The sequence below is a fragment of the Parafrankia sp. FMc2 genome (assembly GCF_041008525.1).
Classification (GTDB): Bacteria; Actinomycetota; Actinomycetes; order Frankiales; family Frankiaceae; genus Parafrankia.
The window spans coordinates 1-22,993 of sequence record NZ_JBFLUG010000007.1 but is presented as its reverse complement, the minus strand read 5'-3'; the positions used below and the strand labels follow the sequence as shown (position 1 = coordinate 22,993).

The following is a 22,993-nucleotide window of genomic DNA, read 5'->3' as shown; positions in this document are numbered from 1 at the left end:
GGTAACACCCGATCACGAGCTGCCGAGGCTGCCCCGATGCTGACCATGCAGGACGCCCTGCTGACGTTGACCCGCTACTGGACCGAGCGCGGCTGCATGATCGTGCAGCCGTTCAACACCGAGGTCGGTGCCGGTACCTACAACCCGGCGACCATCCTGCGGGTGCTGGGTGGCGAGCCGTGGCGGGTGGCCTATGTGGAGCCCTCGGTGCGCCCGGACGACTCGCGCTACGGCTTCAACCCGAACCGGCTCCAGACCCACACCCAGTTCCAGGTGATCCTCAAGCCGGATCCGGGTGACCCGCAGGAGCTGTACCTGGGCAGCCTGCGCGCGCTGGGTGTCGACACCGCGGCGCACGACGTCCGCTTCGTCGAGGACAACTGGACCTCGCCGGCCCTGGGCGCCTGGGGCCTGGGCTGGGAGGTGTGGCTGGACGGGCAGGAGATCACCCAGTTCACCTACTTCCAGCAGGCCGGCGGCCAGTCGCTCGACCCGGTGAGCGTCGAGATCACCTACGGCATCGAGCGGATCATGATGGCGCTGCAGGAGGTCCGGCACTTCGCCGAGATCGCCTACGCCCCCGGGGCCTCGTACGGAGAGGTGTTCGGCCAGGCCGAGTTCGAGATGTCGCGGTACTACCTCGACGAGGCCGACATCGACGCGGTCCGCCGGATGTACGGCGAGTTCGCCGCGGAGGCCCGCCGGCTGCTCGACGCCCGGCTGCCGGTCCCGGCCCACTCGTACGTGCTGAAGTGCTCGCACGCGTTCAACATTCTGGACTCCCGCGGCGCCGTCTCCACCACCGAGCGGGCGACCTCGTTCGCCCAGATGCGGGGGATGTCCCGCGAGGTCGCCGCGCTCTGGCGGGAGCGGCGGGTCGAGCTGGGCAGCCCGCTGGGGGAGACCCCCCGGCCGGCGCCGGCCGTTCCCGCCGCCGTCGACCCGGCGGCGGTGCCGTCCGGCCCGGCGACGCTGCTGTTCGAGATCGGCACGGAGGAGCTGCCCGCCGCGGAGGTGGGCCGCCAGACCGAGGCTGTCCGGGCCGCACTGGTCGAGCGGCTGGCGGGCACCCGCCTCGCGCACGGCTCCGTGCTGGTGCGGGGGACCCCGCGGCGCATCGTCGCCGTCGTCGAGAAGGTCGCCGCCCGGGAGCCCGACGTCGAGCAGGTCGTGCGGGGCCCGCGCCGTTCGGCGGCCTACGACGCGCAGGGCGAGCCGACGAAGGCGGCAACCGGGTTCGTGCGCGGGCAGGGCGCCGCGGTGGCCGACCTCACCGTCGTCGAGCACCGCGGCGTCGAGCATGTCGCCCTGGTGCGCACCGACACCGGCCGGCCGGCGATCGAGGTCCTGGCCGATGTGCTCGGCGCCGTCCTGGCCGGTCTGCGGTCCGAGCGGAACATGCGCTGGAACGACCCCGAGCTGTCCTTCAGCCGCCCGGTGCGCTGGGTGGTGGCGTTGCTCGGCGGCTCGGTCGTCCCGGTCGCCGTGTCCACGCTGGCGGCCGGGACGACGTCCCGCGGCCACCGGCGTGCCGGGTCGCCGCCGATCGAGGTGCGCGGCGCCGACGGCTACGCCGAGCTGCTCGCCGCCAGCTCCGTCCTGCTCGATCCGGCCGCCCGCCGGGAGCTGATCGTCGACGAGGCCGCGAAGCTGGCCGCCGAGCAGCACGGTGTGATCGACCTCGAGCTCGAGGCGGACGTCATCGACGAGGTGACCAACCTCGTCGAGTACCCGCGCCCGGTGCTCGGCTCCTTCGAGCGGCGCTACCTCGAGCTGCCGCCGGAGATCCTCACGACGGTGATGCACAAGCACCAGCGGTACCTCGCGGTGCGGGACACGGCCGGGGCGCTGCAGCCGTGCTTCGTCACGGTGGCGGACGGAGCGGTCGACGTCCCGCTGGTCCGCGCGGGCAACGAGGCCGTGCTGCGGTCCCGGTTCGAGGACGCGGCGTTCTTCTTCGACGCCGACCTCAAGGTGCCCCTGGCGACCTTCCGGGAGGGTCTCGCGAAGCTGACCTTCGAGCAGCGGCTCGGCTCGGTCGCCGACCGGGCGGACCGCATCGCGGCTCTTGCCGGCCGGCTTGCCGACCGGCTCGGCAGCTCCGCCGGCGCCGGCCTGTCCGCACCCGACCGGGCGACCCTCGACCGCGCGGGTGAGCTGGCCAAGTTCGACCTCGCCACCCAGATGGTGATCGAGCTGTCCAGCCTCGCCGGGACGATGGCCCGCGAGTACGCCCGCCGGGCCGGCGAGCCCGAGGCCGTCGCGGTGGCGCTGTACGAGATGGAGCTGCCGCGCCGCGCCGGCGGGGCCGTGCCGCAGACCGTCCCCGGTGCGCTGCTCGCCCTCGCCGACCGGCTTGACCTGCTCACCGGGCTGTTCGCGCTCGACGCGGCACCGACCGGCAGCTCGGACCAGTTCGGGCTGCGCCGGGCCGCGCTCGGTGTCACCGCGATCCTGGCGGGGCGTCCCGAGTTCGCGGGTCTCACCGTGGCGGACATGCTGGCCGAGGCGGCGAAGCTCCTCCCGGTGCCCGTGTCGGAGACCGCCCTGGAGCAGGCGGACGCGTTCGTGCGCGGCCGCTTCACCCAGCAGCTGCTGGACGCCGGCACCGACCACCGGCTGGTCGGCGCGCTGCGCCCGCTGACCGGGCGGCCGGCCCGCGCGGCCTCGACCCTGCGTGAGCTGCGCACCCTGGTGGACAGCCCCGCCTTCGCCCGGCTCGCCGCCGCGGTCGGTCGGGTCCGCCGGATCGTCCCGGCCGAGGCCACCCCGGGCATCGTGATCGACGATCTCGTCGACCCGGCGGACCACCGGCTCGCCCAGGCCGCCACCGAGCTGTCCCGTCAGCTGGTCGTGCGCAGCCCCGGGCGGGCACCGGAGCTCGCGGACTTCGTCGCCGTGGCGGACCAGCTGCCAGCCGCGGTCGACGCGTTCTTCGACGCCGTCATGGTGATGGCCGACGATCCAGCCGTGCGGGCGGCCCGGCTCGGGCTGCTCGCCGAGATCCGCGACGTCGCCGCCGAGGTGCTCGACTGGGACGCGCTCGGTACTCTCCCGATCACGCCGGCGGGAGCTGCCGACGGCACCTGAGGGCGCAGGATCCGGCCGGGGGGTTTGAACAGGTCCGCTGCGGCTAACGTGACATCGCGTGGACCTGTCCCCTCGGCGGTTTCTGCCCCGTCCGCCCTCGGCGTCCTGGTTTCGGGTTCCCTGGTGGCGTTGGACCCTGCGGGTCGTCCTGATGATCGTCATGCTGCTGGTCGCCGGATCCGCCGCGACCTTCGGGGAGGTGTGGTGGGTCGGCCGGGACGACGACCGTCGGGCCTCCGACGCGCTGATCGTGCTGGGTGCCTCGCAGTACGACGGCCGCCCGTCGGCGATCCTCGCGGCCCGGCTGGACCACGCGCTGGAGCTCTACCGGGCCGGCGTCGCGCCCCGGGTGATCACCGTGGGGGGCAACCAGCCGGGCGACCGGTTCACCGAGGCGGAGGCCGCCGCGGCCTACCTGCGTGACCACGGCGTGCCGGCGAGTGCCGTGATGGCTGTCCCGCAGGGCCGGGACACCCTGTCGTCGCTGACCGCGGTGGCCGGTCTGATGGACAGCCGGCAGTGGGGGTCCGCGGTGGTGGTGACCGACCGCTGGCACAGCCTGCGTTCCCGCGCGATCGCCACGGACCTGGGGATAGAGACGGTGACGTCCCCGGCGACGAAGGGCCCGGCGAACCGCGGTTTCGGGACCCAGGTCCGCTACATCCTCCGCGAGGGCATCGGCTACCGCTTCTACCAGCTGTTCCACCGGGCCTCCCCGGCCGGGGCCCATACTCCGGCCGTCTGACCCCGCGGCCCGGCACCCCCGTCCGGGCGACGGCACGCGCTGCCGGTGGTGATCACCGCCACCCGCGGGTCACCGGACCCGGGCCCGCCGGTGCGTTCGACCTCCGGCCGGGTGCCGCCGGGGTGTCGCCGGTGTGACGAAGGCCGGCTTTCCACCGGTGTGACAGGCCCTGCGTGCTGGTACGGTTCGGATCGCGGAGTGACGGGGTAGTGCGACAGGCGTCAGGCGCCGGGTCGGCCGGCCCGCGGCACAGACGACACTCGACCTGCGTGGGGCCGCGTCACGACGGCTGCGGTGTCGGCCGGCGGCGCCGGCTCGCCTCACCGGCCCGACCAGGACAACCGAAGACCAGCACAATGCTGACGAAGGAGACTGGTGTGGCAACTCCCGTGTCCGAAGTGGTTGGAGTCGCCGACCTGGAGACGGTTCAGGAACTCGCGCAGCAGCTGCGCGTCGACTCGATCCGCAGCAGCACCTCGGCGGGCTCCGGCCATCCGACATCCTCCATGTCCGCCGCGGACGTCATGGCTGTGCTGCTCGCGCGGCACCTCCGCTACGACTGGGACAACCCCGACGATCCCGCGAACGACCATCTGATCTTCTCCAAGGGGCACGCGTCGCCCCTGATCTACTCGATGTTCAAGGCTGTCGGCGTGGTCTCCGACGAGGAGCTCATGACCGGCTACCGCCGGTTCGGCCACCGCCTGCAGGGCCACCCGACCCCGGTGCTGCCGTGGGTGGACGTCGCGACCGGGTCGCTGGGCCAGGGCCTGCCGGACGCCGTCGGGGTCGCGCTCGCCGGCAAGTTCCTGGACCGGACGCCCTACCGGGTCTGGGTGGTCTGCGGCGACAGCGAGATGGCCGAGGGCTCGATGTGGGAGGCGCTGGACAAGGCCTCCTTCTACGGCCTGTCGAATCTGATCGCCATCGTGGACGTCAACCGGCTCGGCCAGCGTGGGCCGACGGAGCTCGGCTGGGACATGGCCGCCTACGCCCGCCGGGTCGAGGCCTTCGGTGCCCGTGCCCTGGTGGTCGACGGCCATGACCTGGGTGCGATCGACGCCGCCCTCGCCGACGCAGAGGACGCGGCGCGGCCCACCGTGATCCTGGCCCGCACCCGCAAGGGGGAGGGCTTCTCCGAGATCGCCGACGTCGAGGGCTGGCACGGCAAGCCGCTGACCGGCGACATGGCCGAGCGGGCGATCGTCGAGCTCGGCGGCGAGCGCAACCTGCGCGTGCGTGGCCCGGTGCCGCCTGCCGACCTGGCGCGGCCGGAGCACCAGGCCCGTCCGGCGTTCACCCTGCCGACCTACGAGCTCGGTGCCAAGGTCGCCAGCCGGCGGGCGTACGGCCAGGCCCTGGCCGCGATCGGGGCGTGGACGGACGTGGTGGCGCTCGACGCGGAGGTCAGCAACTCGACCTACGCCGAGGACTTCACCAAGGCCCATCCGGACCGGTTCTTCGAGATCTTCATCGCCGAGCAGCAGCTGGTCGCCGCGGCGGTCGGGCTGTCGGTGCGCGGCTACGTCCCGTTCGCCTCGACCTTCGCGGCGTTCCTGTCCCGGGCGTACGACTTCATCCGGATGGCGGCCATCTCGCAGGCGGACATCCGGCTCTCCGGGTCGCATGCCGGCGTGGAGATCGGTGCCGACGGCCCGTCCCAGATGGCGCTCGAGGACCTCGCGATGATGCGGGCGGTCGGCGGGTCGACCGTGCTGTACCCGAGCGACGCGACGTCCACCGCGAAGCTGGTCGAGGTCATGGCCGGCCTGCGCGGCGTCAGCTACCTGCGGACCACCCGCGGTGCCTACCCGGTTCTCTACGGGCCCGACGAGCAGTTCGTGCCGGGCGGCTCCAAGGTCCTGCGCAGCTCGGACGCCGACACCGTCACGCTGATCGGCGCCGGCGTCACCCTGCACCACTGCCTGGCCGCGGCGGACGTCCTGGCCGCCGAGGGTGTGTCGGCCCGGGTGATCGACCTGTACTCGATCAAGCCGGTCGACGCCGCGACCCTGGCCGAGGCCGCGCGGGCGACCGGCGGCCGGCTGGTCGTCGCCGAGGACCACTACGCCGAGGGCGGCATCGGCGGCGCCGTGCTGGAAGGTCTCGCCAGTGCCCTGCGGGACGGCGACGTCTCCGTGCGGCTCGCCCACCTGTCGGTCACCGAACTGCCCGGATCCGGTACCCCCGACGAGCTGCTGGACTTCGCCGGTATCTCGACTCCGCACATCGTCGAGGCCGCGCGCGGTCTGCTTCGCTGAGCAACGCCCCGTCGGCGCGCCCCTCGCGGGCGCGCCGACGGGGCCAGGCCCGTGACAGCCGACCCCTGCCTGTCCTCAGCCCCACAAGAGCCCGAGAGCGTCCCCTGAGAGCCCCGCCGCGCCAGGCGGGGCTTTCTGCGTGTCCGCATGCGCGGCCGGCCCCTCGGCCGGTCAGGGACGAGGGGCTCGGCGCAGGCAGGAGGCCGGCCCGGAGACGAGGGCTGGCCCGGAGGCGGGGCGAGGGCGGCGGCTGACCGTGAGGGGTCAGTCGTCGCCGGCCGGGGACGGGCCGCCACCGAAGGTCATGTCGACCAGGGTGAGGTAGAGCCGGTCCGGCCGGGGAAGAAAGCTGATCTTCGAGAGAGCCTGGTCCTGGCCGGCTGACTCGACGACGAACTCGCCGTACCCGAGGAGCCGCCCGAGCGGGTCCCGGTTGTAGGTGAGATCGGTGATCTTCGACAGTGGCATCGTCTGGACCTTGCGGAAGAAGATGCCCGACACCTTCAGCAGACGCTTGTCTGTGATCATCAGGTGGTCGAAGTGCCAGTCCGCGATCTTCCAGAGCATTCGGAGGATCATGAAGAGCGCGAACCACCACAGCACTGTGGTGATGGGGCCCGTGTCGATGTCCTCCAAGGTCAGGAGGACGTTCACGGCGAGGGCGAGCAGCGCCGCGCCCAGTGTCTGCAGGAGGACCGGCAGCATGATGGCCCAGTGCAGCCGCACCATCATGACCAGGCGTTCCTGGGACGCGAGGTACTTGGTGTCCCGCAGCGCTGGGTCTGGAAGCTGGAGTCTCACCACGATCGAAGTGTCGCAGACGCCGGGCCGGGGAGGGGCCGGATCACAGGGCTGTGTCTGTCACGAACTCAGACGCTCCGTTCCCGATGTCCTCAAGCCACCCGAACACCCGGTCGATGATGCTCGCGGCGCTGTCCGGTGCGGTGACGATGAAAAAGATGAGGAACGCGATCGCACCGTACTTGACGATCTTGTCCACGGCGGGCCTCCGGGCCGAGTTGGGGGAACGGGGTGCGCCCAAAGTATCGTTGTTGCGATCGACGTAGGTACGAGAATCGCCTCGATACGCTCAGCTTCGTGGTCAGCGAGTGGTATGACCCCGCTGACATGGGCCTGTGACCTGCCCCAATGATCGGAATCTCACTCTGGGTGAGAGACTGAACACCCTCGAACGGGTCTGGTTCGTCTCGCGCGCACCGGCGTGTCGCCCGCACAGTGGGAGAACACAGGTCGTCAACCCGTTGGGTGGTCCCCCTCGCGTGCCCGGCCCGCGGGCCCCCGGAGTGGGGCACTGACGGGCCGACCACCGCAGAGGGTGCTGTGACCAGCAAAAAACGACGTACGCTGTGATCGCTGCCGGCTGCGTTTGGGATGGGATGGGGTCGTGGCGCGACACTGGAGTGATGAGCATGGTTCGTCGGTGGCTTCCGATGTGGCCTGTGTCGCATCATGGTCTTCGCGAGGGTGTGCCGGACGGTGCCGGGCGTCGTCCCGCGGCGCGGCTCGGGCGGTGCGGCCCGGACAGCGCGCTCCGTCGGGGCGAGAGGCGGTCGCCACCGGCTCCGCGCGTGGCATGATCGCCACTGTCGGTCGGATGACAAGTACCATCACGCGAAAGGACCGTTGACACCGACGTCATCAGCGGTTCCGTCCGGTCGGCGGCGAGGGCGCCCCGGGTGGGCCGGGCCGCTGGCCGCGTCGTACCAGGTGACCGGACACGAGATACCCGCGGTGCGCAACCCCAGGCGGGGTGGCGCCGTCTATCCAGTGACATCGGAGCCCGCGATGGCGGGCCCGCCGGACGTGACCAGGGAGGGATTCGGTGGCCGGGCGCATCCGCGACGCTGACATAGCTCTCGTACGGGAGCGGTCGAACATCGCGGACGTCATCGGTGATCATGTCCAGCTCCGCCCGGTCGGCGGCGGCAGCCTGGTCGGGCTGTGTCCCTTCCACGACGAGAAGTCGCCGTCGTTCAACGTCCGGCCCTCGGTCGGGTTCTTCCACTGCTTCGGCTGCAACGAGGGCGGCGACGTCTACGCCTTCGTCCGCAAGATTGACGGTCTCAGCTTCCCGGAGGCGGTCGAGCGCCTCGCCCGCCGGGCCGGAATCACCCTGACCTACGAGGGTGGGGGCACCACCAGCCGGGCGGTGACGAGTCAGCGGCAGCGCCTGCTGGAGGCCCACCGGCTGGCAGCCGAGTTCTACACCGAGCAGCTCCACTCCTCTCCGGATGCGCGCGCCGGCTGGGAGTTCCTCACCTCCCGCGGCTTCGACCGGTCGGCGGCGGAGCAGTTCGGCCTCGGCTACGCGCCCGCGTCCTGGGACGCGCTGACCCGGCACCTGCTCGCGCGCCGCTTCACGGCGGAGGAGCTGGAGCTGGCCGGTCTTGCCAAGCGCGGCGGGCGCGGCGGGCTCATCGACCGGTTCCACCACCGGCTGCTGTGGCCGATCCGTGATCTCGGCGGTGAGGTCGTCGGCTTCGGCGGCCGGCGCCTCGCCGATGGTCCCGACGCCGGGCCGAAGTACCTCAACACGGCGGAGACGCCGCTGTTCAAGAAGGCGAAGCTCCTCTACGGCGCCGACCTGGCGCGGCGTGACATCGCCCGCCGTTACCAGGTGGTGGTCGTCGAGGGGTACACCGACGTCATGGCCTGTCATCTGTCGGGCGTCACCACGGCCGTCGCGAGCTGCGGGACCTCCTTCGGTGGCGACCACGTCGCCATCGTGCGCCGGCTGTTGATGGACTCGGACTCCCGTCCCGGCGAAGTGATCTTCACCTTCGACGGGGACAAGGCCGGGCAGGCCGCCGCCATGCGGGCCTTCGAGTACGAGGAGCGGTTCGTCACCCAGACCTATGTAGCGGTACAGCCGGACGGGCTCGACCCGTGCGACCTGTGGACGCAGCATGGCGACGCGGCGGTGCGCGACCTCGTGGCCAGCCGGCAGCCGCTGTTCGAGTTCGCGATCCGCGGCGTGATCGACCGCTACGACCTGAACACCACCGAGGGCCGCCTCGCCGCGCTGGACGCCGCCGCGCCGCTGGTGAACCGGCTCAAGGACACCGGTATCCGGCATCGCTATGCGGTGAACCTGGACCGCTGGCTCGGCTTCCTGGACGAGCGGTTCGTGGTCGACCGGGTTGGGCAGCACCGCGCGAAGGCTTCGGCTGGCGGCGGTGGCACGGCCAGGCCCTCCGGCGCGAGCGGTGCCGTGGCCACGGGTGGCCAGGGTGGTGCCCCGGGTGTCGACGGTGGTGGCGGGGCGCGCGCGGCGGGGCGCAGGCAGCTCGAGGCCGCGCCGGACGAGGCGGTCGTCATCGTCGAGCGGGAGACTCTCAAGCTCGCCCTGCAGTACCCGGGGTTGGCCGGCCCGCTGTTCGACACGCTCGCCGCCGAGCTGTTCACTGTTCCCGCGCATCGCGCGGTCCGCGAGGCGATCGCCGCCGCGGGCGGGGTGTGCGCGGGGCTGTACGCGGCCGGTGATCCGTTCGGCTGGGCCGGTGCGGTCGTGGACGTGATTCCGGACGAGGAGCTGCGGCGGTTCGTCCTCGCGCTCGCGGTCGAGGGAGTGCTGTGCGACCACGATGTGGACGACCGCTACGTCGACGAACAGATGTCGCGTGTTCAGGAGCTGCATGTGACCCGTCGGATCAGGGAAGTGAAGTCGCAGGTACAGCGGCTCAACCCGACATCCGACACTGATGCCTTCAACCGTGCGTTCGGTGAGCTGATTGCTTTGGAACAGCACAAGCTCCAACTCCGGGAGCGGGGCGTAGGTGCCGCGTAACCTGGGTCGATCCCGAGAAGGAAGTGACGAGATTCCGCCCATGAGTCCTACCGTCCTACCCCGCGAGGCCCAGGTGGACGAGGTCAAGGACCTCATCACCCGTGGCAAGGAGATCGGTTTCCTCACCACTGAGGACGTCACGGTCGCTATCCAGGCGGCCGAGTTGCCCCCTGAGCAGGCCGAGACCGTCCTGCAGGTGCTCAATGACGAGGGCATCGAGGTCCTCGAGGCGGGGGGCGAGAACGCCGACGAGGCGGACCTGCTGGCCCGTCGACGTCGGGAGGAGGAGGAGCTCGCGCTCAAGGCCCCGACCTCCGACCCGGTACGGATGTACCTGAAGGAGATCGGCAAGGTCCCGCTGCTGACCGCGGAGGAGGAGGTCGACCTCGCCAAGCGGATCGAGGCCGGCCTTTTCGCCTCCGAGAAGCTCGCGGTGGCGACGAAGAAGACCTCCCCGCAGATGCGCCGTGACCTGGAGGCCATCGAGCGGGACGGGCAGATCGCCAAGCGGAAGCTCGTCGAGGCGAACCTCCGGCTCGTCGTCTCGATCGCGAAGCGGTACGTCGGGCGCGGCATGCTGTTCCTGGACCTCATCCAGGAGGGCAATCTCGGGCTCATCCGGGCGGTCGAGAAGTTCGACTACACCAAGGGCTACAAGTTCTCCACCTATGCCACCTGGTGGATTCGCCAGGCCATCACCCGCGCGATCGCGGACCAGGCCCGGACGATCCGTATCCCGGTGCACATGGTCGAGACGATCAACAAGCTGATCCGCATCCAGCGGCAGCTCCTGCAGGACCTGGGCCGGGAGCCCAGCCCGGAGGAGATCGCCAAGGAGATGGACCTCACCCCGGACAAGGTCCGGGAGATCCTGAAGGTGTCCCAGGAGCCGGTCTCGCTGGAGACGCCGATCGGTGAGGAGGAGGACTCCCACCTCGGCGACTTCATCGAGGACTGCGACGCGGTCGTGCCGGTGGACGCAGCCAGCTTCATCCTCCTGCAGGAGCAGCTGGACTCCGTCCTGCACACGCTCTCCGACCGGGAGAAGAAGGTGATCCAGCTCCGCTTCGGCCTCACCGACGGCCATCCGCGGACGCTGGAGGAGGTCGGCCGCGAGTTCGGAGTGACCCGGGAGCGCATCCGGCAGATCGAGTCGAAGACGCTGTCCAAGCTTCGCCACCCCTCCCGGTCGCAGAAGCTCCGCGACTACCTGGAGTAGTCAAACTCGCTGTAGTCGTTCGTTGACTTCATGTGTCCGTCCTGTCAGGGTCGGACCCTGTGAGGCAGCGGTCAGGCGGTCCGGAAGGACCTGTGGCTCCCGGACTCCCTGACGGCGACGGCGATATACAGCCTACTGACGGTGATTGTGCGGCACACCTGCGCCTCTCCCGCCTCCGATCACTGCTTCTCGCGGTAACCGGCGGGCGGACCTTCCTCGGCGCCAGGTGGGTCCGCCTGCTCGTCAGCGTGACGCCCGGTCCGCGGCGGCCAGGGCTGGCCCTGCGGCTGGTGGGCCTCGCCGCACACCACCCCCGAGGCCAGCGCCCGGACCGGTCCGCACACCGCGACCGCGGTGCCCACGACATGTTTGTCCGGGATGTGCTCGAGCCGTACCTGGCGCCCGAGCAGGACCTGCTCGACGTCGGCTGCGGCCCCGGCTACCTGGCGCGCGCGGTGGCCGGCCGGGTCTGGTCGGTAGAGGCGGTGGACGTCTCGCGTGGTGTCCTCGCCTGCGCGCGCGTCCTCAACCATGCGGTGAACATCGACTACCGGACTCCTCGGGAGTTCTTCGGATCCGGCCGCCGGGTCGACATCGCGGTCTCCCTGACCCTTGCCACGCAGCTGGACGACGAGGACCTCTCCGCCCTGCTGGCGTCGGTGTGGACGAGCCTGCGCCCCGGCGGGTGTCTCGTCCTCCGGGCGAGCGTGTCGGGCCCCGTCGGCGGCCGCCCACAGCCACCGACCACGCAGCCACCGACCACGCAGGCGGAATCCGCGCCGCCCCCGCCCTCAGGGCCGGCGGCGCGCCCGCGGGGCAGGTACCTCCCAGAACACCACCCGCGTGAAGCCGGCCACCTGGTCGAACTGGTCGAACGTGCCGGGTTCGGCGACGTCCGGCTGCAGAATCTTGACGGCCGTCCGGCTGCTGGACAGGCCCCGGCGGACGCCGCGGGCAGCTGGCTGCTGGTCGCGATTCGCCGCTACGAGCAGGCCGTGTTCCCGCGGGTGCCGGAGCTCGTCCGACAGGCCGCGGCCCAGGCCTGATCAGGAGCGGCCGGCCGGGGCCTCCTCGGTCGGCCCCCGGGACCCGTGGGGCGCGGGAGACTCCGGGGAGCGGGGGGCGGGCGGGCCGGTGAGTTCCTGGCCCGCTGCTTCGCTGTCGGTGCGGGCCTGTGGCTGACGTCCGAGCAGGGCGGCGAAGACGGCCCGGATGTGATCGTCGGGGTCGGTGACGCTCCGTGCCCAGTCGCTGGCCAGTCGGCCGGCGCGGGCCAGCCGCGCGCGGTCCGCGAGCAGATCCTCCAGGATGTGGGCCAACGCGGGCACCGACTCGTCGGCCGGGGTCCATCCGGTGGCACCCCGCTGATAGGCGTCCGGTGACCCGCCCTGAGCGGGGCCGATGACCGCACAGCCCGCGAGCTGCGCCTCCAGCAGCGCGGTCGGGTGCGCCTCGCCGCTCACCGGCGGCCTGGTGCGGGTTCGGGTACACAACGCGAACAGGTCAGCGGTCGCGTACAGCCGGGCGAGGGCCGCGTCACGGGGGTCCTCGCACAGTGTCGTGTGCTTGCGCGCGGCGACGATGGAGTGCAGGGCCCCGGGTGCCGGCCCGGCTCCCGCGATCACCAGCCGCACCGGCCCGAGCACGGCGGCCGCGCTGTCGAGTGCGTCGACCAGGGTGGTCAGCCCCTTGGACTCCCAGTCACCGAGCGGGAAGACGCTCAGGACCGTGGGCATCGGCGGCAGCGGCCGGCGGCGCGCCGCCTCGGCGAGCAGGGTCTCGCGCCATTGGTGCTCCAGACCTGGCGGGATGATCGCTCCCATCCGTACCGGTGACAGCGCCCCCGCGCTGAACGAGCTGGATGTCACCGGGTAGAGCAGGGGGTCGTGGCGGAGGAGAAGGCGCAGATGCGGGCGCATCGTCCACATGTCGACGCCGTGGAAGAGGACGGGCACCCGGCTCGCGCCCGTCAGTCGGGCGGCGGCGGCCGCGGCCGGAGCAAGCGTGACGTGTCCGGCGACAACGCTGTCCACGGGGCCCAGTGCCCGTGCTCCGGCCGCGGCCGACCACACCGTGCGGAGGCGGGACGCCAGATCGACCCCCGGCTGACCGGTCCGGCGAAGCAGCCGAGCCCCGGCTGTCCTGGTCGCTCCGGCCTCCCCGGCTGTCGGGGCCGGAGCGGACCGCTCGGCCTGTTCGCGGGCGGCCAGTCGCGTCACCTCGGCGCCGCCCGCCCGCAGGCCGGCGGCGACGGCGGCGAGGTGACGCGCGGCGTCCGGATGCGGTGTCGTGGTGTGCAGCAGGAGCACCCGCGGGGCAGTCGCGTCCTGGTCAGTCGCGGTCGGTGCGGTCAGGGCGGGCGATCTGCGAGGTAGAGGCACGGAAAGTGATAGTAGAGAGTCTCTCTGTAGTTGTGGTGATGCGTGGCCGTGTCAGCGCCGGTCGGGTGTTCGTGTCGCCCTGTACTGACGGGAAGCCGGCGACCCCGCCCCGGGTGGCTCGGTGTGGGCGCCACGCTCCGCCGCCCTCCACCCCTTCTTTCGGTAGTTGGAGTATCACTTCAGGTAACTAGCTGGGGCGCGGGTACGCGCGGACCACAGGAAAGCAGGGTGTCGGCGATGACGACGGATCTGGATCTCCGCTACCGCAACACCGGGAACCGAACGCTGCTCGGCCTGGTCGACATTCCGCCCGGCCGGGCACTGGACTGCGGCTGTGGCGCCGGGGACAACGCCCGCCTGCTCCGCGCCGCCGGCTGGCGGGTCACCGGGGTGACGCGGGACTCCGCGGAGCTCGCCGCCGCCGCCGTCGAGTGCGAGCGGGTCGAACTCGCTGACCTGGCCGACGGCCTGCGCTTCGCCGCGGACGCGTCCTACGACCTCGTGGTCCTGTCCCACATCCTGGAGCATCTCGTCGAGCCGGCCGGGCTCCTCGCGGAGGCGCAGCGGGTGCTCGCTCCCGGCGGGCGGATCGCGGTGGCGCTCCCGAACATCGCGCACTACCGGGAGCGGGCGAAGCAACTGCTGGGTCGCTTCGACTACACCGATACCGGCGTCATGGACGTCACCCACCTGCGTTTCTTCACCATCCGGACGGGGCGTGAACTGCTCGAGCAGCATGGCCTGCGGATCCTCGCCACCGGCGGCAGCGGCGGCCTGCCGTGGTGGCGGACTCGCGAGTGGATCTCGACGGCCCTCGTCGAACGCGCCGACCACTGGGCCCTGTCCACCCGCCCGAACCTCTTCGCCTGGCAGTCGGTCTTCGTGGCCGTGCCCGCGGCGGTGGTGCCCGCCGCGCGCGCCGCCGAGCCGGTAGCCGGTCTGACGGCCACGCGGTCTGACGGCCACGCGGTCTGACGGCCACGCGGTCTGACAGTCACGCGGTCTGGCGGTCCGGAGCAGGGCAGGTCAGCCGCCGCGGCGGCCGGCGCCTGACCGTGACCTCGACGCAGCCCACCGGGAGGGTCGTGGTTCGTCCGCCCGAGGGTCGCCGCTCGGGGGCACCGGGCCGAGGCCGTCCAGCAGGCCGCGCAGCACGAGCCGACCGGCAGGGGTCTGCCGGGAGCCGGCCTCCCCTCGGTCCGATCGATGACTGTAGGTGATGGCGTGGGGCAGTGTTGCGCACAGCGTCCAGACCGCCGCCGCGGCCGTGCGGCCACGCCAGCCGCGAAGGCGGGTGAACCACAGCCGGTTCCGTACCTCGTAGTAGCCGCGGAAGCCGTCCGGGTCGGGATCGGCGCCTGACCGCCAGGCTGCCCGCGGGCAGATCACGACGCTCCAGCCCGCGTTGCGGACGCGATAGCAGAAGTCGATGTCCTCCAGGCCGTGGAAGTAACGGCCGTCCATCGCGACCCGCTGGTGGCATTCGGCCTTGACGAACATCGCTGCGCCGCTGACCCAGTTGGCCTCGCTGGGGCGGTCCGCGGGGGCGTTCCCCAGGATTCGGGGCAGCACGAGGAAGCGGGTCGTCCGGGCCGGAACGGACCGTGCGCCGGCCTCGTCCACGAGCGCGGGGGCGACCACCCCGATGTTCGCGCCGGCGAGCAGCTCCAGGCAGGCACCGATGGTCGCGTCACCGATCCGCACGTTGTTCTCGACCAGCAGGTAGGCGGAGACCTCGGGCATGGCCGCCACCGCGTACCGGAAGGCACCGCCGCGTCCGAGGTCCCGGGGTGGGACGAGCCAGCTCACGCCCGCCGGCAGTCCGGTCGGGCGCGCGGACAGATCATTGGCCACCACGGTGACCTGGTCGAGATGTGCGGACACGTCGAGACGGGTCGCGAGATCCACTGTCCGGCCCACCGGCCCCCGGTGGATGATCACCGCGATGGTCTTCATGGCCTCACCTCGTCCGGACCTGGCGCGGGCGCGCGGTGGGATGGCTGGGTGCTGCTGGCGACGGACGCGCACGCGACTCCGGGTGGGCGACCCCGTCCCCACGAGACAGTCACTCATCATAGTCGGCTGATAACTCAGAGTATCCAAGTGCCACTGTGTGGCGCAGGTGGCGGCGCGGGTGGCGCCGACCGTCAGCGAAGGGGTGGGACGTCCGTGGCCAGCCGGGCCTCGTCAGCCCAGGGACGGGTCGGACGGGCCGCTGTGGGCAGGCTGGTCGCTTTTTCCTGCAAGTGAGTCGCAGATGCGTATTCTTAGCAACGTTGGACGGGCCCGCGTCGCTGCCGATCCGCTGCCGCGCCGTGGCTGAGTGCCCGTGGGTGAGGGGAAAGCATGCATATCCCGGACGGGTTCATCGACGCCCCGACGTCCGCGGCGTTCGGCCTGGTCGCCGTCGCCGGGGTCGGCTACGCCGTGAAGCGGGCCGGGGCGGAGAACACTGATCAGCTCACGCCGCTCGCCGGGCTCGTCGCAGCCTTCGTCTTCGCGGGCCAGATGCTCAACTTCCCGGTGGCCCTGGGAACCAGCGGGCACCTGCTCGGTGGCACGCTCGCGGCCGTGCTGGTCGGGCCCTGGCTGGGCGCGATCGGCATCGCGGTGGTGCTGGGCGTCCAGGCCCTGTTCGCCGACGGTGGCCTCAGCGCCCTCGGACTCAACATCACGAACATGGCGCTGGTCGGCGCCGTCGGCGGCTATGGCCTGTTCGCCCTGGCCAGAAGGGTCCTGCCGCGGCGAGGGCCCTCGGTGGTCGCCGCCTCGGCTGTCGCCGCCTTCGCCACGGTTCCCCTCGCCGCGGGTGTCTTCGTGCTCCAGTTCGCGATCGGCGGCACGGTCGACCTGCCGCTCGGCGGTGTCGCCGGCGCGATGCTCGGAGTGCACTGCCTGATCGGGATCGGCGAGGCAGCCATCACCGCCGCCACTGTGAGCCTCGTGCTCGGTACCCGCCCCGATCTCGTGTACGGCGCCCGGGACCTGCAGCGGGCGCAGGACCTGACGGTTCGGCGTTTCGAGCCCGCCGGCGCCGGCGCGGGCCTGGTACCCGCGGTGGCCGGTGCCGGTAGGCCCCAGCCGGCGGCCCGCCGCGAGGATGGGAGCGCCTCATGACCACCAGACCCGACGGCGCCTACCGGGAGACGCCCGCATCTTCGGCGCGACCTGGCGGCAGCAGCCCACAGCCCTTCGACTCGGGAGACGGAGCTGGTACGGGGCGCCGGGACCGCAGGAACACGGTCTTCCTCGTCGTAGGCCTCTTCGTGGCCTTCGTCCTCGCCGGCTTCGTGTCCGGCTACGCCAGCTCGAGTCCGGACGGGCTGGAGAAGGTCGCCGAGGACAAGGGGTTCATCCAGCAGGCGGACGACCATTCGTTCGCGGACTGGCCGCTGGCGGACTACGCAGTGTCCGGCATCGGCAACGAGCGGCTCGCCGGGGCCGTGGCCGGCGTCATCGGAGTGTCGATCGCCTACGTGGTCGGAGCTGTCGTCGTCCTGGGAATCACGCGGCTGCGCCCACGCTCCCGCACCGAGCCCGAGCCCGAGCCCGAGCCCGAGCCGGGGCCGGGGCCGGCGGTTGCAGGCGCCGGCCCCGGCTCGGGCTCCGCATCCCGGCCATGAGCGGGTTCCCGCGGTGAACGGGTAGAGGGGCCTGCCACACGATGGGTGGTATGCACGTCCTTGATCCCTATCAGCCCGGGCGCAGTGTTCTGCACGCGATGCCCGCCCAGTGCAAGATCGTTGCCGCCCTCGGCTACGTGATCTGCGTGGTGGTCACTCCCATCACCGCCGGGTGGGCCTTTCTGGCCCATCTGCTGGTGCTGGTCACCCTGTGCGCGGTGGCGCGCCTGCGCGCGCTGCTCGTCGTGCGTCGACTCGCGCTGGAGCTGCCGTTCCTCGCCTTCGCGGCGGCGCTGCCGTTCGTCGTTCCGGGCCCGCGCGTCGAGGTGCTGGGCCTCGGGCTCTCGCGGCCCGGACTGGAGCAGGCGTTCGGCCTGCTGGCACGGGCTACGCTCGGGCTGATGACCGTGATCGTGCTCGCTGCCACCACACCTGCCCGTGACCTGCTCGTCGGCCTGGAGCGGCTGCGCCTGCCACCTGTGATCATCGCGGTCGCCTCGTTCATGATCCGGTACGCGGGTCTCGTCGTCGGCCAGATGCGCCGGATGGCGGTGGCGCGCCGCTCCCGCGGGCACGAGGCCCGTTCGCTGCGAGCGACCGGGGTGCTCGCCGCCTCGCTCGGCACCCTTTTCATCCGCTCGTACGAGCGCGGGGAACGGGTCCACCTGGCGATGCTGGCCCGCGGCTACTCGGGGACCCTGCCCGGCGCGTTGCCCACCGCCGCGCCGCGGCCGGCGCAGTGGACACTCGCCGGCGGCCTGATCGCCTTCGGTGCGACGGTCGCCGTGGTCGCCCGCAACGCGGGCCTGGGCCTGCTGTGAAGCCCGCGGACGGGTCGGCCACGCAGACGGGGCCGGCCGGCGCCGGGCCGCCGGCCGTCGAGATCGACGGGCTGGCCTTCGCCTATCCGGACGGTCGGCAGGTGCTCTTCGGGGTCGACCTCGTGATTGCCCGCGGCGAGCGGGTCGCGGTGCTGGGCCCCAACGGCGCCGGCAAGACCACCCTGATGCTGCACCTCAACGGCATCCTGACGGCCGGGGCGGGGTCGATCCGCATCGAGGGCCTGGCGGTCGCCGGACCGAAGATGCGGGAGATCCGGCGGCGGGTGGGGCTGGTGTTCCAGGATCCCGACGACCAGCTGTTCATGCCCACGGTGGGCCAGGACGTGGCCTTCGGGCCTGCGAACCTCGGTCTGCGCGGGCCGGAGCTGGCGGAACGGGTGGCGGAGGCACTCTCGGCGGTCGGGCTCGCCGGGTACGCCGACCGGGCACCGCACCATCTCAGCCTGGGAGAGAGGCGCCGCGCGGCGGTCGCGACGGTGCTCGCCATGCGGCCGGACGTCCTCGTTCTCGACGAGCCGTCGGCCAACCTGGATCCGGCCGGCCGCCGGGAGCTCGCCGAGGTGCTGGGCGGCCTCGACCTGACGTTGATCATGGTCACCCACGACCTGCCCTACGCGCTGCAGCTCTGTGCCCGTTCCGTGATCCTCGACCAGGGCGTGATCGCGGCGGACGGCTCGACGGCCGTACTCCTGAGCAACGAGGAGTTGATGTCCGCTCACCGGCTGGAGTTGCCCTTTGGGTTCAACCCGCGCCATGTTCTCACTGATAGTCGCGGAGTGATGCCCTAGGGTGGCGACATGAGTGCTGGCGGGACTCCTGGCGAGGACAAGCACCCGCGGACCCTCCTGCCGGCGCCGGACTCGCCCCCCGATCCGCCCGCCGGTGAACGGGCCGAGCGCAGCGGCCTGGACAGGCTCGATGACCTGCTCGCCGGGCCGCCACGCCTTCCAGAGCAGCCGGCCGCCGCAGCTTCTGACGGCGTCCCGGCGCAGGGCGGGCGCCCGACCGCCCGCAAGGAGGATCCGCCGACGGTCCAACCCGGCGGTGCCGCGGCGGGGGCCGCCGCGAGAGGCGGCACGCCCGCCGACGCGCGAGACGACGCCGGGCACGGCGAGCGCCGTGGCGAGCGCGCAGGGAACGTGACCGGCACACAGGGTGACCCATGGGGCCCGGCAACCGCGCGACCGCCGCGACCGATCGGCGGACGGATCGCCCGGGGCGCCGGAGAACTGATGATCACCGCCGGTGTCGTGGTGGTGCTCTTCCTCGCCTACCAGCTGTGGATCACGGATATCTTCGCGTCCAGGACGCAGGATCAGATCCGCCACGATCTGACGACGGCCTGGGCCCGGCAGGCCCCGACCGAGCCGGAGCCCGGCGGGCCGGCGGCGAACCAGCGGCCGGCGGTGCCACCGGTCGAGCTCGGCGACGGCATCGCCGTACTGCGGGTGCCGCGCTTCGGGGCGGACTACGCCCCGGTCGTCGTCGAGGGCGTGACGACCGAGGCGCTGCGCCGCGGGCCCGGGCACTTCCCGGGAACGGCGTTGCCGGGCGGGATCGGGAACTTCGTCGTCTCGGGTCACCGCACGACCTACGGAAAGCCGTTCAGCCGCGTCGACGAGCTGAGGGTGGGAGACCCCATCGTGGTCGAGGTGGCCGACAGGTACTTCACCTACCGGGTCACCGGCTCCGAGATCGTGAACCCGCACCGGCTGGACGTGACCTATCCCGTGCCGGGCCACCTGGGCGAGATGCCGACCCGGTCGCTGATGACGCTGACCACGTGCCATCCCCGCTTCTCCGCGAAGAGCAGGCTCATCGTGTTCGCCGAGCTGGATGAGACGAGAGACAAGAGCCAGGGGGCGCCGCCCGCGCTCACGGACAGGTAGGAGGAATTGTGTACAGCTGGATTTTCAGACACCTGCCTGGACCCGCACGGGTACGTATCCCGCTCGCGGTGCTCCTGGCGTTGGGTGTCGCCGCGATTCTGCTGTTTCTGGTGTTCCCCCTGGTCGAGTCGCATCTGCCTGCCACGAGTGTAACTGTCGGGGTCTAGCGGGCGGAACGGACGTGCGTGTTGCCTCTTGTGGTACGTACGCCGCGCCGTTCGTCCGCAATGGGACCACAGGAAGATCACAGGTGGCCACGTCATGTCGTCGAGATGCCGTTGAAGCGCCGAACGGTGGCCGCTAATCAGGAAATCCGGCCGGTGGACGGCGTCAGTGAGCGGGCAGCCCGGCCCGGTTTGTTTGCGGGCGGACCAATAAGCTGCGGAGTCCGATAACCTGCCAACTCGTGCGCGTTACGCTCGCGTACCGCAGGGGCGAACGAACCGGGCACAAGCAGCTTGACGGCGGGCCGAGTGCCAGGTCATGGGGGTCCCTACGAACAGGTTTAACATCGGGGGCAATCGTATGGTCAGGCAAGACTTTTCTCTGTTTGGATCTCCGGGTGAAAGCCGGTGGTGACCTCGGCGCGGACAGGCTCGGCACGGGCCGGCCGCACCACCAGGCGGCACAGCGCGCGCCAGGCCGTGCCGCCCGGTGCCACGGCGTCGGCCTCCGCTCCGCTGGCCACATCGAGGCCCCAGCCGGACGGGTGCGCGCCGACGCGCCAGGACGCCCCGTCCGCACACGTGGGGATGGCCGCGAATACCACCAGCGTGGGCTCCGCGGGTGCTCCGACGACCGGGGCCGCCGACATGTTGTCCGGCGTGGGCCTCTCCGGCGGGGCCACAGCCGGTGCGGGCGACGCCCACGAGAAGGACACCCGCGGGACCAGCGCCGGAGGGCAGGGCTCTCGCACGGGACCTGTCGGCGGGGTCGGCGCAGGCGCCGATGTCGCTGACGCTCCCTTCACGGACGCCTCCATCACAGATATCGGCGGTGCTGACGCGGGCTGCGGGGACGCCGGCGGCGCGGGCAGCTCCGGTGCGGCCGTGGTGACCCGGACGGGACGGACGGCGACGGGTTCCCGCACCGGTGATGCCGGTATCCGGAAGCGCGCGGCGCGGCGGCCCGCGGCTCTCCTCGCCCTCATCGGGCTTCTCCTGGCCTCGATCGTGGTCTGGTGCCTCTGCCGCGGCAAAGGGCTGTCGTCGGCCGTGCTGACCTCGACCGTGACCACGGCGATCGCGGTCTTCCTGCCCGTCGTTCGCCTCCGGGCCCGGGTGGCCCGGCTTCTCCGCAGCCGTCGGCACGGTGTCGACGAGCTCACCGGCCTGCCGGGCCGGCGGCAGTTCACGGCGACGGCCACCCAGTGGCTGGCCGGGGGGCATCGTCCGGGCGGGCCGCTGCCCGCAGCGCTCATCCTGGTGGATCTCGACCGCCTCCGGGACATCAACGGGACGCTCGGCCACGAGTACGGTGACCAGCTGCTCCGCGTTGCCAGTGAGCGGATCCGCTCCGTCCTGAGACCTGAGGACCTGCTCGCGCGGGTCGACGGCGACGAGTTCGCCGCGCTGCTCCGCGGGGTGGACCTCGCTGGCGCCGAGGCGGCCGCGCGGCGGATCCGGGAGGCGCTCCAGGCGCCGGTGCACCTGGCCGGTCTTCGGGTGCCGGCCGAGGTCAGCGTGGGGATCGCACGTTCTCCGGAACACGGACGCAGCGCCCTCGAGCTCCTGCGCCGGGCGGAGGAGGCGATGTACACGGCGAAAGGCAGCCACAGCGGCCAGCGGGTCTACGATCCCGACTGCCATCTCGGCAGCCGGGCAAGCCTCGGCCTGCGCGGAGAGCTGCGCGAGGCGCTCGATGCCGGTCAGATCGAGCTGCGCTACCAGCCCAAGGTCGACATGCGCAGCGGGCGGATCAGCGGTGTTGAGGCGCTGGTGCGCTGGCGGCACCCCGCCGGCGGGCTGCGGCCGCCGGGCCTGTTCCTGCCCGAGATGGAACGCGCGGGGCTAATGGGGTGCCTGACCCGGCGGGTCCTCGATCTCGCGCTGGCCGACTGCGCGCGCTGGCATGCCGCCGGCGCCGTGCTCCCGGTCTCCGTGAACGTGCCGCCCTCGATCATCGTCAATCCGGACTTCGTGGACGTCGTCCGCCAGGTTCTGGAGCGCCACGGCCTGCCGCCGGCGGCGCTCGTCGTCGAGATCACCGAGGACGGGCTCATCACGGTGCTGGAGCGGGCACAGCGGACCCTCACCGGCCTGCGTGAGCACGGCGTGCGGATCAGCCTCGACGACTACGGCACCGGCCTGTGTTCGCTGGCCTATCTGATGGAGCTGCCCGCCGACGAGGTGAAGCTCGACCAGCGGTTCCTGCGGAACATCGACCGGGACGCCTCGGCGGCGGCGATCGTCCGGTCCACGGTCGCGCTGGCGCACGCGCTGCGGCTGCGGATCGTCGCCGAGGGGGTCGAGACGTCGCGTTCATGGGCCTCGTTGGCAGCCTGGCAGTGCGATGAGGTGCAGGGCTACTTCGTCTCCCGCCCGCTCACGGCGGAGCGGGTACTGGGCTGGCTGACGGAGTGGGACGACCGGCTCCGCTGGCTGCCCCAACTGGCTGAGCCGGTGATGACGGGCCCGATCCGCGTCACCGCCGGCCCGCGCGCGACCCGTGCCGCGTGTCCTCAGGGAGCCTCCGGCTCCGCCCGCCCGGCGCCATCACCGGCGGCCACGCTGTCGCCCGCCCCGGCCGCGGAGAACTCCGTGGCGCCGTCCAGCTCTCGGCCCTCGAGGGGTGGTGCGCCCGGCTCGGGGGCACGGTCGAGGGGACCGCGGGAGCCGCAGCGTGGCGAGGCCGAGGGCCGTCACGTGCCCGGTCCATTCGTGGCTGGGGACCGGCTGACCGGATAGGCGCTGGAGCGGCATCCAGGCCACGGCCCGGGCCGTGGCCCGTCGGTCCGCCGCGTATGGCCGGAGCGCGGCGCCGCCAATTCGCCACGCTACGTTGCCACCCAGGGCTCCGGCAAGTTTGCTGACGCGTAGGCGGTGGGCCAGGCCTGGGGTTTCTGGTGGGGCTGTGTAGTGGGAGCCGGGCACGCGGCCGGGGGTCTCATGGGCGCGGGCACGCCACCTGAAGATC

Annotated in this window: 19 protein-coding genes; 13 read left to right on the top strand and 6 right to left on the bottom strand. The window is 72.1% G+C overall.

All coding sequences use genetic code 11. The features are described from left to right. Positions 1-36: 36 nt before the first annotated feature. From AB1460_RS04360 to AB1460_RS04350, 3 genes are all read left to right on the top strand, one after another. Complete coding sequence (locus tag AB1460_RS04360) at positions 37-3,090, top strand: glycine--tRNA ligase (RefSeq protein WP_368959278.1); 3,054 nt, start codon at positions 37-39, stop codon at positions 3,088-3,090. A 58-nt stretch (positions 3,091-3,148) separates the two neighbouring features. Beyond that, positions 3,149-3,835, top strand: coding sequence for a YdcF family protein (locus AB1460_RS04355; RefSeq protein ID WP_368959277.1), 687 nt, complete (start codon positions 3,149-3,151; stop codon positions 3,833-3,835). 377 nt (positions 3,836-4,212) lie between these two features. Then, a complete protein-coding gene (locus AB1460_RS04350) occupies positions 4,213-6,096 on the top strand; it encodes a transketolase (RefSeq protein WP_368959276.1) in 1,884 nt (627 codons plus the stop codon). Positions 6,097-6,360: 264 nt separating this feature from the next. Here the strand turns inward: AB1460_RS04350 and AB1460_RS04345 are convergent, their stop codons facing one another. Together AB1460_RS04345 and AB1460_RS04340 are read right to left on the bottom strand one after the other, a co-directional pair. Beyond that, positions 6,361-6,900 (bottom strand): PH domain-containing protein, encoded by a 540-nt coding sequence (locus AB1460_RS04345; protein ID WP_368959274.1) that lies wholly within the window; start codon positions 6,898-6,900, stop codon positions 6,361-6,363. Between the two features lie 40 nt (positions 6,901-6,940). Next, positions 6,941-7,096: a hypothetical protein gene (locus AB1460_RS04340; protein WP_018640427.1), complete on the bottom strand. Its 156-nt coding sequence runs from the start codon at positions 7,094-7,096 to the stop codon at positions 6,941-6,943. A gap of 843 nt (positions 7,097-7,939) precedes the next feature. Here AB1460_RS04340 and dnaG point away from each other — a divergent pair. Both dnaG and AB1460_RS04330 read left to right on the top strand, forming a co-directional pair. After that, on the top strand, positions 7,940-9,904 hold the full coding sequence (gene dnaG / locus AB1460_RS04335; RefSeq protein WP_368959273.1) for a DNA primase: 1,965 nt from the start codon (positions 7,940-7,942) through the stop codon (positions 9,902-9,904). 40 nt (positions 9,905-9,944) lie between these two features. After that, on the top strand, positions 9,945-11,123 hold the full coding sequence (locus AB1460_RS04330; RefSeq protein WP_006538863.1) for an RNA polymerase sigma factor: 1,179 nt from the start codon (positions 9,945-9,947) through the stop codon (positions 11,121-11,123). Between the two features lie 179 nt (positions 11,124-11,302). Here the strand turns inward: AB1460_RS04330 and AB1460_RS04325 are convergent, their stop codons facing one another. Beyond that, complete coding sequence (locus AB1460_RS04325) at positions 11,303-11,485, bottom strand: hypothetical protein (RefSeq protein WP_368959272.1); 183 nt, start codon at positions 11,483-11,485, stop codon at positions 11,303-11,305. Positions 11,486-11,488: 3 nt separating this feature from the next. Between AB1460_RS04325 and AB1460_RS04320 the strand changes: the two genes are divergently transcribed. Beyond that, positions 11,489-12,169 (top strand): class I SAM-dependent methyltransferase, encoded by a 681-nt coding sequence (locus AB1460_RS04320; RefSeq protein WP_368959270.1) that lies wholly within the window; start codon positions 11,489-11,491, stop codon positions 12,167-12,169. On the opposite strand, the gene AB1460_RS04315 is transcribed toward AB1460_RS04320, so the two are convergent. Next, complete coding sequence (locus AB1460_RS04315; protein ID WP_420497189.1) at positions 12,170-13,504, bottom strand: glycosyltransferase family 4 protein; 1,335 nt, start codon at positions 13,502-13,504, stop codon at positions 12,170-12,172. Between the two features lie 237 nt (positions 13,505-13,741). Between AB1460_RS04315 and AB1460_RS04310 the strand changes: the two genes are divergently transcribed. Further along, positions 13,742-14,479, top strand: coding sequence for a class I SAM-dependent methyltransferase (locus tag AB1460_RS04310; RefSeq protein WP_368959269.1), 738 nt, complete (start codon positions 13,742-13,744; stop codon positions 14,477-14,479). A 51-nt stretch (positions 14,480-14,530) separates the two neighbouring features. Here AB1460_RS04310 and AB1460_RS04305 read toward each other — a convergent pair whose 3' ends face one another. Then, complete coding sequence (locus AB1460_RS04305; RefSeq protein ID WP_368959268.1) at positions 14,531-15,460, bottom strand: glycosyltransferase family 2 protein; 930 nt, start codon at positions 15,458-15,460, stop codon at positions 14,531-14,533. Positions 15,461-15,850: 390 nt separating this feature from the next. Between AB1460_RS04305 and AB1460_RS04300 the strand changes: the two genes are divergently transcribed. Genes AB1460_RS04300 through AB1460_RS04280 form a run of 5 tightly spaced genes read left to right on the top strand, consistent with a single transcriptional unit; the run spans position 15,851 to position 19,858 of the window. Then, positions 15,851-16,621: an energy-coupling factor ABC transporter permease gene (locus tag AB1460_RS04300; protein WP_368959267.1), complete on the top strand. Its 771-nt coding sequence runs from the start codon at positions 15,851-15,853 to the stop codon at positions 16,619-16,621. Next, complete coding sequence (locus AB1460_RS04295; RefSeq protein WP_368959266.1) at positions 16,618-17,127, top strand: PDGLE domain-containing protein; 510 nt, start codon at positions 16,618-16,620, stop codon at positions 17,125-17,127. The genes AB1460_RS04300 and AB1460_RS04295 overlap by 4 nt, the downstream gene beginning before the upstream one ends. Before the next feature lie 41 nt (positions 17,128-17,168). Then, positions 17,169-17,948, top strand: a complete 780-nt coding sequence (gene cbiQ, locus AB1460_RS04290; protein WP_420497188.1) for a cobalt ECF transporter T component CbiQ — start codon at positions 17,169-17,171, stop codon at positions 17,946-17,948. After that, positions 17,945-18,757, top strand: coding sequence for an energy-coupling factor ABC transporter ATP-binding protein (locus AB1460_RS04285; RefSeq protein ID WP_368959264.1), 813 nt, complete (start codon positions 17,945-17,947; stop codon positions 18,755-18,757). The genes cbiQ and AB1460_RS04285 overlap by 4 nt, the downstream gene beginning before the upstream one ends. A 9-nt stretch (positions 18,758-18,766) precedes the next feature. Next, positions 18,767-19,858, top strand: coding sequence for a class E sortase (locus tag AB1460_RS04280; protein ID WP_368959263.1), 1,092 nt, complete (start codon positions 18,767-18,769; stop codon positions 19,856-19,858). Between the two features lie 529 nt (positions 19,859-20,387). Here AB1460_RS04280 and AB1460_RS04275 read toward each other — a convergent pair. Continuing rightward, the gene (locus AB1460_RS04275; RefSeq protein ID WP_368959262.1) at positions 20,388-20,627 is read right to left on the bottom strand and encodes a hypothetical protein; all 240 of its coding nucleotides are present in this window, start codon (positions 20,625-20,627) and stop codon (positions 20,388-20,390) included. Here AB1460_RS04275 and AB1460_RS04270 point away from each other — a divergent pair. Beyond that, the gene (locus tag AB1460_RS04270) at positions 20,611-22,764 is read left to right on the top strand and encodes an EAL domain-containing protein (RefSeq protein ID WP_368959261.1); all 2,154 of its coding nucleotides are present in this window, start codon (positions 20,611-20,613) and stop codon (positions 22,762-22,764) included. The genes AB1460_RS04275 and AB1460_RS04270 overlap by 17 nt on opposite strands. The last annotated feature ends 229 nt before the right edge of the window (positions 22,765-22,993 follow it).

Coding starts and splice junctions, on each gene's coding strand:
- AB1460_RS04360 (WP_368959278.1), top strand. CDS start 37: ATGCTGACCATGCAGGACGCCCTGCTGACGTTGACCCGCTACTGGACC.
- AB1460_RS04330 (WP_006538863.1), top strand. CDS start 9,945: ATGAGTCCTACCGTCCTACCCCGCGAGGCCCAGGTGGACGAGGTCAAG.
- AB1460_RS04320 (WP_368959270.1), top strand. CDS start 11,489: ATGTTTGTCCGGGATGTGCTCGAGCCGTACCTGGCGCCCGAGCAGGAC.
- AB1460_RS04310 (WP_368959269.1), top strand. CDS start 13,742: ATGACGACGGATCTGGATCTCCGCTACCGCAACACCGGGAACCGAACG.
- AB1460_RS04305 (WP_368959268.1), bottom strand. CDS start 15,460: ATGAAGACCATCGCGGTGATCATCCACCGGGGGCCGGTGGGCCGGACA.
- AB1460_RS04300 (WP_368959267.1), top strand. CDS start 15,851: ATGCATATCCCGGACGGGTTCATCGACGCCCCGACGTCCGCGGCGTTC.
- AB1460_RS04295 (WP_368959266.1), top strand. CDS start 16,618: ATGACCACCAGACCCGACGGCGCCTACCGGGAGACGCCCGCATCTTCG.
- cbiQ (WP_420497188.1), top strand. CDS start 17,169: ATGGGTGGTATGCACGTCCTTGATCCCTATCAGCCCGGGCGCAGTGTT.
- AB1460_RS04280 (WP_368959263.1), top strand. CDS start 18,767: ATGAGTGCTGGCGGGACTCCTGGCGAGGACAAGCACCCGCGGACCCTC.
- AB1460_RS04270 (WP_368959261.1), top strand. CDS start 20,611: ATGGCCGCGAATACCACCAGCGTGGGCTCCGCGGGTGCTCCGACGACC.